The following is a 12047-nucleotide window of genomic DNA, read 5'->3' as shown; positions in this document are numbered from 1 at the left end:
TAGCCTATAAAGTTATTTTATTTCAACCTATTAATAATATTAGAATCTTGAAATTTAATGGTTACATATTTTTGGTTAATTTACTTAAATATATAGATACTGTTTGTTCTTCTATACCCATAATCACTGCTATCCGTTGGACTGGGAATTTTTTATTAATATATAAATAGTAGCATAAAGCTTTTCTAATAGTTGTTAACTGCAGGTTGTTAATATCATAATCCTTTTGTATATTTTTCAAGTGATAATGTATTCCCATAAATGTTATAGGTATTATTCTATTATTTACAGAATCCGTATAAGTGAAAAGATACTCTGATTCATTTAGTAGATTATTATAATAAAACTCAAGAAAAATACTTGCTTCATTGTTATCCAATGTTATGACTCTATTGGAAAGATTAATCTCAATTCTATCATCGATTATAGAAACATCATCCTTCTTAAACTTAAATTCGGAGGCTTTTAATCCTTCCATAGCAAGTATAAACAATGCCTTTCGCTTTGCTGAGTAATTGGCGTTTGCTATTACAAGTTCCTTTACCTTAAGTAAATCTTCATAAAACAAACTAATATCCAGTTGCTTTTGAACCTTAAGTCTTTTTATTTTTGCTGCTGGGTCAATAGGTACTTTATTATTTTCCCATAAATAATCAAAGTAGGATTTTAAAATGGCCAACTCTTTATTAATTGTGGAAATTGCCTTCTGATTCTCTCCCTGGGTTGAAAGATAGTCTCTTATATCTTTAGATTTAATTTCATATAATTCTATTTTCTTTTTATAGAGTTGTTTTAGGAATGAGAAGAATTGATTTAAAACAAGTTCATAACTCGCTATAGTAGTTTCACTATAATTCTTTTCTTCTAAAAACGAAATAAAACCATCATACTTCATCTTCTATCCCCCCCTATATTAGTATTTTAAACTTTTATGTAATTCTCTGCTTCCAGAATTTTATTTACTTAGTCCTTAGTATCTTTTAGTATAAATTACGGATAGTAATCTGTCATTTTAATGATGGGATTTTAAAAGGGGAATACCCATTAATGATGTGTATTGTTTAAATATTCTCAGAAAGATTAGAGTATATATGTACTCTAACGAAAGTGTTAACACAATAGATTTCATTAAGGGAATTACTATATGAACAAATCAATAAAAAAGACTAAGCACTAATAGCTTAGTCTTTTTTATTAAGAAATCCACTTTTATATGCTTACCAGTATTGAACCAACTAGAGTTAATATAGATAATATTACAATTGTATTTAAAATAACGTTTTCAGATTTTTTTGTTTTAAGTAAAAACATTAAAACCACCTCTGTTCATTTATGTACCTATATTATAAAATAATATGACAGAATTTTCAATCTATTATATTATTCTCTATAGGATTATTTAGAAAGTTTTGAACTGAGTATTTCCCCTCTTCAAGAATTCTTTCTTGTTCTCTTAGAGCCAGTTCATATTCTTGCTCCGTTTCAGCTATTTCTTCTTTTATATTATTTAACTCTTTATAATAGTCATCTATCTTTTCTTTTAGTAAATCGGCCTTACCTTGTATTGCGGCTTCTTGCTTTTCTTTAAGTTGTTTATCTACTTCTATATTTAAAAGTTCTTCTTTAGAATCATTTTTAAACCTACTAAAAAAACCTTTTGGTTTTTTCTTTAATGATGCAACTAAAATTTGATCTTGCCTTTCCAAAAGATAATTGCTCATAGAATCATTTTTAAGCTCAGTAACTTCCGATTTAGCATCAGCAATTTTTCTTTCAATGTTTACTGACTCAATTCTTAAATTGCTCAACTTTTTTTCATAAGATAATAACAATACAGTTTGCTGCTGCATTTTTACTAACAATTGATTATTAAACTTGTACGAAGCTTCAACAAATTGAGATAACTTTCTAAGATCGTCATATAAAGGTGTATTTTTACTGGAAGGAACAGTTGTAGTTTTGTGACCTAACTCAGTTAGTATTTCAGTTGTAGACATTCCCCCTGTCTCTATTAATATAGAGACTAAATGAATTTTAAAGATAGTATAATAACTTAATTTATAATATCTTCCTTGTTTTTCCGGCTTTATATAAATATCACTTAGCTCATGTCTTAAGTAATATCTTATAGTTGCATCAGCACGTCCAATAAATTTACTTGCTTCTACCGTATCGTAAGTTCGTTCATTACTCATACTTAAAATTTTATCATTCCAAATATATTCTTCTAATTCACGAATAATAGCAACATTATAAAGAGGATCAAGTTTAAATTCATCTTCTAATAATTCTCTCATTAAAATTTCGCTCATTCACCGCACCTCCTACCACATTTATTGTCAAAAATGACACTTTACAATTGATTTTACACGGAAAGAACCAAAAAATCAAAGGAAGTAAACGATATTTTTACCTACCATCGATGCAAACTACGCTTACATAAAATATTAGTTCACAACAACTATATATATAATTTATAAAAACCTTTCGTAAGAATTACGTAAAATGAATGCATTGTTATATAAATTTTATATCACAACTATGTAAGTCTTACATAAATACATAAGATTAATATATAAATTACATCAAGATTACATATTTTTTTTGTTAGTAAAATGCAATAACCACGTCAATATCATGTCAAAATCCACTTTATCTAAATAGCCAACGTAAACAACACATAAAACATTCATTTACATAAACTTCTTTTGTTAAAATTCGTTTATCCAAGAGATATGATTAAACAAATCGATTATAATAAGTTTATTGACTATAAATTAAGGAAGTAAAAAGATGAATAAATATCTAATTAAAGAAGAAATCGATATAAATAAAATCTATGATTATAATTTATATCCTGACAGAATTAGTGGTAGATGCGATAATTGTAATAAGGCACATTTTACAAGTTCTATATCGAAGGGGAAACTACTAAGAGAATGCCGGAACTGTTCCATGAAGAAAATTATCTAGACAAATAAAAAAAGCAAAGAATAGGGTGATTCTTTGCTTTTTATTATTTATTTTAATTCATTCTCACTTATTTGTTGTAAAATATCATCGATATCTATATCCTCATCATCAGCGGAAGAGGCTACTTCTCCAACAGATTCTTCAAAAAGATCCTCCATTCCTAGTTCGGCAGCCAGTTCAGAAAGATCAAAATCATCTTCTTCGTTAGTTTCACTAATTTGCTCAATCCCTTGGGACATATAGGTTATTTCTTTTTGTCTCTGTTTAAATTCGTTATATTCTTCCACTAATCCCTTAGCCAATCGCTTAGGAAATGCCTCTGCTTTAAAGAATGTATAAACAGTAACGGAAAAATCATTTTGTTCCTCTATATATCCAGAAAATACTGTGCCGTTTAGGGGTAATTTATTAATAATTTCATCTCTAGCATCATCAATAAAGGAGCTACCAACTTTTAATTTTGAATCAATGATAGCTAAAATGCCTATATGATGAATTTTTGCCATTTGATTTGTTTCTGGATTAATTAATTCAATAGGATCATGAAAGCTATTTTTATCGAGAGATTCAGAAAACATTTTTTTAATATCATGACCATTTTTTATGTCAGAAGCAGGTTTAGTTACCTTACTTATGAATAAACAACCTTGATGCTCTAAAATTGTTCTTCTAAAATCAGCACTATCAAAAGTAACAGAGGTTCCACCACCAGTAGTGGCCGTATTTAGTTCATGAAACTCTTCAACTAGCTTAATATTAGCGTAATCTCTATAATTTTCTATACCTTTTCTTTCATTTTCTTGTAAACCTTTGAACTCATCATACATAAGTTGGTTATCAGGATAGACTACAAATGCCACACCTTTGTTTGGATTTTTTGCTATATCATCAATTTTTTTAGTGAAATTATTTACTTGTCTTAATACATCAGGACCATCTGCCCTAGTAGGAATAGTAGCAACCACACCAATCTTTGTAAATCTCTTACGAGCAATTTTAGTAGCTTCAATTAAATATTTTTTAGGCTCTTTTTTTATTTCATCGATTCCGTATTTTTCTTTTAATTTATTAAACTCTTCTTGAATTTTTGGTTTATTGTTATATTCATAGAATTCTTCAATAGCCTTTACGATAGTAGAAGTACCCGTTCCTCCACCAAGACCAGCAAAAAACATTACTAAGTCGTCAGTCGGTCTGACTCTATCTTTTATAAAATCTTTCAGTTGTTCTTTAACTTTTTCATTTGTTTCTAAAATTTGCATTGCCTCTTCAGGATTTTTACCTAAACCACCAAGCTCTAGACTCTCTCTATTATTGGGGGTTATGTGCTTTAATCCCGCTAAATCACCATCATTACTGTTTAATGCTAAACAATTATAAACAGAAGTGCCATCAGGATTCTTTATAGCTGCAAATTGATCTGCCATTCTTGAACCGGCTTGTCCAAACCCAACCATAGTTATGTTAATAGCAGGTTTATTTTTTGTGAATGTTTTAGCCATCATTTCCATCTCCTTATTTACTAGATAATTTTCTTCATCCATATAGTCTTTGAATTACTTGTTTGCCACGAATAGTTAAAAACAAATGCTTATATGGTGGAACAGCTTTATAATAAATCAACGACATTGCTAACAAACGCTCAACTATTTTTTCCGCTTGTTTTCTATGTATGTAATCGTCTTTGGAAACAAATGAATAACGTTTATTTTTTTCAACTCTATGCTTTCGTTCTACCTGTACTTTTTCAGATATTTCTCCAACTGTTACAATACTGTCCTTTTCGTTCTTTGCAATAAAGAGAAATACTTTTTTTAATACTGTGTCATTAGATACTAGATCAGTGAACATATCTAATGTTTCTGGATCGAATTTTGTATTTTTATATTTTTGATGAAGCTCTAAGTCCAATATTATCCTCCTTTGCTAAGATATTCTTATAGTTTAAATATATAATAACCAATTAAAGTTACTAATTCAAGTATCTACATTTCTAATTATCAATTTAACAAATGCGATAAATAACCTAAACCCTTTAATACCAAGACTTTATTTATAGTTACTATATATAGTTACTGTAAAGTTCAATTATTAATAATCTATCATAATTTTTCATTGATTATAGTTATAAAAACTATATTAAACCTATCTATTCGTTTTAAATTTATAATTTTAGTTATTTCGCAATCTTTTTAAGGCATCTATTTGTAGTAAAACTATATATAGTAACTATATATAGTTACTATATCAAATCCTTATAATCATAGAATTTTTATCTCTATTTTATTTATTTAAAATCAGGGTAACTTATTATAGTCACCATTATTAGTTACTACTAGTTTGATTTTATTTTTATTTTGTATTTACATATGAATTATATAAACCCTGCACATATAATTCATATAAATCTATGTTTTACGTAACTCTTACATCAACTCAATAAACAATTTCTTTAATCTAAACATACGCTTTACATTAATCAAACATAAATGAGAGATTAACTTGGTTTCTCCTATAAAAAAAGAACTATAAGTCCAGGTTATTCGCAATTAAATTACTACTTGAATAAATCACTCCTAATTTTATAGTCCCTCAACAATAAAATTTGGGGTGAAATAAGGCATATTTTTTATCCACTTTTTTATACAGTTGTCTTTTTATAAATAATGCTGAATTTTTTATTTAATTCTAACAGCTTGCGGATATCCTTTTACGGATAACGTTACTTGTCCCTAAGCGGACATCCGTAACGGAGGATGATGTTAACCCTTGACATACTTAGATTTTTTTATGCTTTAAAACCCCAACTTCATATGTTTTTTGAATTAGAAAACCCACACCATTTTTATGATTTTTGTACTCTAATCATAATACGCTTTTCACTGTAGTTTTCTCGGGTTTTTATACTAGCAATTACTTTAAATAGATATGCCTAATTTATGAATACTACTAATATTTATGCATAAAACTCTAGTTGTTAGGATCATCCCAAAATGATATACTAATCACAGCTTTATAATACAAAGGGAAAAACCCTCAAAATGATGAAGAATGTTTTCTTCACTATTTTGGGGGTTTTTCTGTTTTAAGGAGGAGGAAATTTGGAATCAGCCAGAGTATGGTATGGATTTGATAATGAACATGAAAAAAGAAAAGGGGCCTGGATAAATTCCATTGATTTGGAGCTATTATCACTTATTTGGACTAACCGTTATTTAACTAATAAGCAGTTAACTAAGTATGGTAATCAATTATTTGGATATAAAGGGGATTCTATTCAAAAGAAATTAAAAAGGTGGTCAAATTACGCCATTGTAAAAATAGAATATCAGTCTGTCCTAAATAAACCACCTATATCATGTTACTACTTAGGGAAAAATGGTATTAACATTTTAAAACAAGAAGGAATTATAAAAGAAGAAGAAAAAGCTATAAATATCAATAATTACATAAGAAACTCTTCTCATTATTTAGGAATTCAAGATGTGGTTATTGATACTCTCATAGCTTTAAAATCAAATAGGAAAAACATAATATCTTTACACCCCAACAAAGATACTTACAAAAATGAAGTTGGTGAACCATTTATTGTCCCTGATTGGGTATTTAGAAAAGGTAGCCGCACTCTAAATATTGAATATGACACCGGTTTACAAACAATGACAAAAATTAAAGAAAAGATAAAAAATTACATTAAATTAAGTAAACACAAAGCTGAAGAAGAACATTATGTATTAATATCAGTTGCTGATAACAACAATATTTATACTGTAAAGTATCATGATGATAGAAGAACTAGGGTTTTAAATATAAAAAACACCATAATTCATAAAGGCGCTGATAAGATATCTAACCTTCATTTTTATGTTACTACAGCTAGTCGCTCACCAATTATTGCAAACAATATCTTAAAAGGTATTTATCCATTTGATAAAACTACTATTAAGTCCGAACAAGAACTTTTTGAACTATCAATGGATATAAGCAATTCTAATTATCAATTGGTGCCTCTTGCAAAAAATGAAATATTTCATAGTGATAGTTATAACATTGGAGAGGTAGCACAATATGAATTGATTCATAAAGAAAGATACAATTCAAAACAAGTTTTAGTTTTGAATATAGTGGAAGAGGCGAGTGTTGCTGCATTAAACAAAATAAATTATTTAGAAGAAGAAAACAAAAATAATAAATTTAAACAAAAGGTTTCACACCTTCTTATTGTTTATCAGAGTAGATCCGAACTAGAAAATGATATTGTAATGAAAAATTATGAAACAATAAAATTTACAGATACTAAAAATTGGCCATCACTTCTCCAAGGAGAAAAGCAGCTAACATTGAAGAAGAAAAAGGGGGGCAGAGTACTTGAAAGAACTAAAGGTTCATCCTAAGCTCCCAGGGATTACTATTTTAGTCACTGGTTTATTTTCTGTTTTTTTATCGGTTAGAAGTATTTGTAACTATCTTTTCTTAGTTATTGGGCAGTTTTACAATAGTGTGCCTAGTTTTGTATTGTTTGGTAACAGTTTAAGTCCAGGATTAATTGGTTTTCTTACAAGTACAGTTTTCTTGATTCTTTCTTGGTTAATAAGTACAAAATACGAAAAAACTCAAAGAAAGTTTTGGAGAAACATATGGTTTTGGAATATGTTCATTGGAATAACAGCCTATTATATGTGGTTAATCACAGCACCAGTTTATAATACACTTATTCCTTACCTCGGAAATCTAATCAATAGCATACATGTAGATAATATTTGGTTTACCGTAGCTGTTGGGGATATTAACACTTTGTTTTACACTTTAGTTTTTACACCTTCTATAGTTACAAGTATTATTTTAATTTGGTTGGGTGGACAATATTCCCAATACTCTAAACAAATTAAAGAAGCGTTTGAAAAATTTGAATTTAAAAATGTATACCTACAAAAATGGTTTAGAAATAGTAAAGAAGAGGTTTGGCCAGACGTTGTACTAGGTCCCGATTCTCAAACTAAAGAACTTATTGTACAACCTGGTAAAGATAGATCATTACATAATGGTATATTCGGACCACCAGGAACGGGTAAAACATCAGCATTAATATTACCTATCATTAATCAGGACTTGCATTGGTTAACAAAGTTTATCAATGCATTTCCTAAAGTTTCTAAATTAGCCAATTATAAAACAGAAGAAATAAGAGGAACATATTTAAGTAGTATTAGTATAATTGAACCATCTAACGATTTGTGTCAAAAAGCATTTCAATTAGTTAAAGCTCATGACATACCTGAAGAAGCTGTTTTCTATATTGACCCCACTAATCCCAATACACCATCTATTAATCCAATGCAAGGACCAGTTGACCAGGTAGCAGAAGCATTTGCAATGGTAATGGACGGAATTCAAGAAGGGGGAACAGGAAACTTTTTCTTTCAGCAAAGTCAAAGAAACCATTTAAAAAACTATATTTATTTACTAAAATTACACGATCCTTCTACCGAGGCACAATTTGATACTTTATTAAAAATGTACAATGATCCTCAAATTGTTAGGCATATGCATTTAAAGTTAAAGGAAACTATCCCTAAAGATTATCACCTTTTAAAAGATAGGGATGAACGAAACCATTGGGATATCGTAAAACAAATTGATAATTGGTTTAACATGAACCATATTCCTAAAACTAGTCGAAATGGAGCTAATGAACAAGTAAAAGAAGGCGAATACTATGGGGAAACAGCTTATTATGACGCACAAGGAGAATATGTACAAGGGCTAAGAAACGTTCTAAATGATATAGGAGCCAATAAACTGATAAGACGCGTACTATTTGATAAATCAGAGTTTTCTTTTGACGAGCACTTAAATAGAGGCGGTATATTATTAGTAAATACGGCAAAAGATGATTTAGGAGGTCTTTCTAACGTTTTAGGGAAGTTTGTTTTGTTAAGCCTACAGAATGCTGTATATAGGAGAACACCTCTAACTAGTACTTTTGCACATATAATCATCGATGAATTTCCAGACTATATTTATCTACCATTTAAAGAATTTATATCGCAAGCTAGAAAATATAAAGCTATTATTACTGTTGCAGCACAAACAGTAGCTCAATTGGCAGACAAATATGGAGAAATGTACATGCATACTTTGTTAACTGGTTTTAGACACAAAATGGTTTATGGAGATATCTCTTATTTTGACGCACAATTATTCTCAAAATTATTAGGAGAAGAAGATAGTTATGAAGAGGGGAAAAACGAACAAACTGTTAGCCCTCTTCAAGAAGAACCTGTTATGCGATCCGGTAGTAGCTATCAACAAAAAACAGATGTCATTCTAACACCAAATAAGTTAATTTTTCAGGAGCCATTCCAAGCTGCTGTGAAAATAGTAGTTAATAATAAACCTATACCTGTACGTCAGATTGATGCAAACTTTGTTCCAAAGGCTGAATTCAAAGAGGCGAAAGTAAAAGTAATCCAAGAAAGCGCTAGTATTTGGTTAGAGTCAAAATCCTTAAATACGGAATTGTTTCACGAAACAGATAAAGCGCTATCTGAAATAATTGATATACCACTTCAAGAGGAAGAACCATTAATAGAAATTCCTCTTCCAGAAGAAGATGCTGTAGAGGATATTGAATTAGAATTAGTTGAATTCGATAGATACCCTGATAAATATTTTTCTAAAAAGGCAGCGATAAAAGAAGCATGTAAAACTCAGCCGATATCACAACAAAAAGGAACTTCTTTAGGTGAAAAAGTAATTAACATAAATGATGAGGTGATAGACCTTGATGTATCAAGTCTATTTTCCAAAAATATACCTACTACCAATGAAGTACCTAACCAATCAGTATCAGTATTAGATGAAAAAGAAGAATCATTCTATAATGATTTAATAAAGGAGATAGATGATAATACAAATGAGGGGGAGGTTGAGAAAAAGGAAGAAGGAAAATCTAGTCCTTTTGACTTTATTACTCCATTTTCTGATAAAAGTTAAATATATATTCTAGGTAATTTTCAGTAAGTATTGAAAAAATTAAAAATATAGGTTAAAATTCCAATAAGTTAGTAAACATAAAAAACAAATAATAAAATTAAATATTTAATGGGAACGACCCAAGACGAAGTAGTTTGAATAACTGCTTTTGTTTTGGGTCGTTTTTTATGTTTACAGAAAATTCACTATTAGGAGGGAAAATGATGGCTGAAACACTAAAAACATCATGGGTTAATGACAACCAATTAAATGAACTAGCAAAGATTAAGCGAGATAGAACTATAATCAAAGGGGCTGTGACAGCAGTTTCAACGAGAGAAACAAAAGTATTAGAAGATGGAAAATATGTAAAAAAACACATGGAAGTAGCAACATTTCTATTAGAAGGTACAAACATAACAGCATATTGCCCAAGCAACGAATTCTCTGACCATGACTTCCGCTCCTTAAACGGTTTTACTGGATCGATTCAAGAAGTGATTGTAGACCAAATAGACATTGAAGATAATATTGTCTTGGTATCCGTAAAGAAGGCCGATGATATCAGAAAAGCGGAATTCATGAAACAATTAGTAACTCTAGAAGCAGAAGATTCCTTAAAATCAACAATTTTTGATGGTGTAGTAAGAGGTTATAATCCAAACACTAGGAAGGTATTTGTCCGTATTAATGGTGCAGATTGCTTTATGAACGCTAGACATTGGAGCTGGGAGAATGGAAATATTCAGCATGAGATTAATCGCGGCGAAACAATACAAGTAAAAGTTTTGAGATTTGATAAAGAAAATAACCTTATTCAAGTTAGCAGAAGAGATACTCAAGAAGATCCATTTAAAAAATTAATCGAACTTTATAATCAAAAAAGTACCGTTGCTGGTAAAGTGAGTAATCTAGACCCCATTCATGGGATATTTGTTAAATTAGATGCAGGATTAGAAGTTAAAGGGATCCGTCCCCGTCACTTGCCAGAGCCAGTAGTAGGAGATATCGTTTCTTGCACTATCCGCTCCATCGATAAAGATAAAAGACATGCCAAAGTAACTATTACGGGATATCCAAGGGGTAAAAAGAAAATCAAAGATGTCGCTTCATTCCTCTTTGAATAATGAATATTTCTGAAAATAACTTAGTAATGGACGATTTCCCTGTTTTCACCACAAGAAATGGTGAGATTCCTTTTTGGGACCATCCACTACTTAAAAGTAGTTATGTAAAACCTTCGAAATACTACCCATATACAGGGATAGAAGGTGCTATGACACTATTAAACAGAAAAATTATTGATGAAGCGGATTTTACCCTTATTAAAGTACTAGGTGACGCTGTTTGTGCAAATGAGGACCAAATTAGAAGATATATGTCTTCTCAAATGAGTAGGTCAGAAACCTCTAAGCGTTTAGATCGATTGAGAACCAATGGTGTTGTAGATAGATGGAAAGTTAGAATACGTGGTGATGAAGAAAAACGCCCTCCCGCTCCCTTTACATTAGGGATAGCGGGATATAGGCTGCTAAAACATTATTATAACGATCAGTTCTTTATGGCCCCTGATAGATGGGATAATTATGGTGTTGGTGGATTAAAACGATATGTATCAATGAATGAACTTCGCTGTCAATTCATTGAAAAGAAAGTTATTTCTAAGTGGAAATGGAATGCTCGTCTGGCAAATAATGCTCGATATAAATTCCCAATGAGTGCAGCAGAAGTAAAAACTCCTAATGGGAATATTAACTTTCTTATTGACAGAGCACAAATGAACCAAAATTTTATAGGTTATTTTAGAGATAAATTTGAGAATTGGAAATATGTCTATGATAAATATGGTAGTTTACCAATTTCAGATTTTCCAGAAAATCCGCAAATCGTAATTATTTATACCTCCACCATATCTATCGCTGAAGCAATTCATAAAGAATTATTATTAGATACATTACCATTTAATATACTTTTCTTAGTTGAAGAATTAATAAATGAAAATTTAGGAAGCGCCTATTATCAGCCACTGAAACATCAAAAATTACAAAGAATTAATGTTCATTTACAGGGGAATTAAAGAAATTTTTCCCCTGTAATAT

At 29.9% G+C, this 12047-nt stretch carries 8 protein-coding genes; 4 read left to right on the top strand and 4 right to left on the bottom strand.

Annotated features, from left to right (window positions below; translation table 11 throughout):
- Window positions 1-61: 61 nt before the first annotated feature.
- The 4 genes from ACWNMZ_RS20425 to ACWNMZ_RS20410 form a co-directional block, all read right to left on the bottom strand.
- Complete coding sequence (locus ACWNMZ_RS20425) at window positions 62-895, bottom strand: tyrosine-type recombinase/integrase (protein ID WP_251629752.1); 834 nt, start codon at window positions 893-895, stop codon at window positions 62-64.
- A gap of 472 nt (window positions 896-1367) precedes the next feature.
- On the bottom strand, window positions 1368-2312 hold the full coding sequence (locus tag ACWNMZ_RS20420) for a hypothetical protein (protein WP_251629754.1): 945 nt from the start codon (window positions 2310-2312) through the stop codon (window positions 1368-1370).
- A gap of 708 nt (window positions 2313-3020) precedes the next feature.
- Window positions 3021-4475 carry an FtsZ/tubulin family protein gene (locus ACWNMZ_RS20415; protein WP_251629756.1) on the bottom strand — a complete coding sequence of 485 codons (1455 nt, stop codon included), beginning with the start codon at window positions 4473-4475 and terminating at the stop codon, window positions 3021-3023.
- A gap of 34 nt (window positions 4476-4509) precedes the next feature.
- Entirely contained in the window at window positions 4510-4884 is a 375-nt protein-coding gene (locus ACWNMZ_RS20410; RefSeq protein WP_251629758.1) for a hypothetical protein, read from the bottom strand.
- Between the two features lie 1190 nt (window positions 4885-6074).
- Between ACWNMZ_RS20410 and ACWNMZ_RS20405 the strand changes: the two genes are divergently transcribed.
- From ACWNMZ_RS20405 to ACWNMZ_RS20390, 4 genes are all read left to right on the top strand, one after another.
- Window positions 6075-7367: a replication-relaxation family protein gene (locus ACWNMZ_RS20405; RefSeq protein WP_251629759.1), complete on the top strand. Its 1293-nt coding sequence runs from the start codon at window positions 6075-6077 to the stop codon at window positions 7365-7367.
- Window positions 7342-9969, top strand: coding sequence for a type IV secretory system conjugative DNA transfer family protein (locus ACWNMZ_RS20400; protein ID WP_251629760.1), 2628 nt, complete (start codon window positions 7342-7344; stop codon window positions 9967-9969). Before ACWNMZ_RS20405 ends, ACWNMZ_RS20400 begins: the two co-directional genes overlap by 26 nt.
- Window positions 9970-10172: 203 nt before the next feature.
- The gene (locus ACWNMZ_RS20395; protein WP_251629761.1) at window positions 10173-11075 is read left to right on the top strand and encodes a S1 RNA-binding domain-containing protein; all 903 of its coding nucleotides are present in this window, start codon (window positions 10173-10175) and stop codon (window positions 11073-11075) included.
- Window positions 11075-12025: a replication-relaxation family protein gene (locus ACWNMZ_RS20390; protein ID WP_251629762.1), complete on the top strand. Its 951-nt coding sequence runs from the start codon at window positions 11075-11077 to the stop codon at window positions 12023-12025. The genes ACWNMZ_RS20395 and ACWNMZ_RS20390 overlap by 1 nt, the downstream gene beginning before the upstream one ends.
- The last annotated feature ends 22 nt before the right edge of the window (window positions 12026-12047 follow it).

The organism is Niallia sp. Marseille-Q9988, from assembly GCF_976954375.1.
This window is presented reverse-complemented; position numbering and strand designations above follow the sequence as displayed.

Coding starts and splice junctions, on each gene's coding strand:
- ACWNMZ_RS20395 (WP_251629761.1), top strand. CDS start 10,173: ATGGCTGAAACACTAAAAACATCATGGGTTAATGACAACCAATTAAAT.
- ACWNMZ_RS20390 (WP_251629762.1), top strand. CDS start 11,075: ATGAATATTTCTGAAAATAACTTAGTAATGGACGATTTCCCTGTTTTC.
- ACWNMZ_RS20415 (WP_251629756.1), bottom strand. CDS start 4,475: ATGGCTAAAACATTCACAAAAAATAAACCTGCTATTAACATAACTATG.
- ACWNMZ_RS20420 (WP_251629754.1), bottom strand. CDS start 2,312: ATGAGCGAAATTTTAATGAGAGAATTATTAGAAGATGAATTTAAACTT.
- ACWNMZ_RS20425 (WP_251629752.1), bottom strand. CDS start 895: ATGAAGTATGATGGTTTTATTTCGTTTTTAGAAGAAAAGAATTATAGT.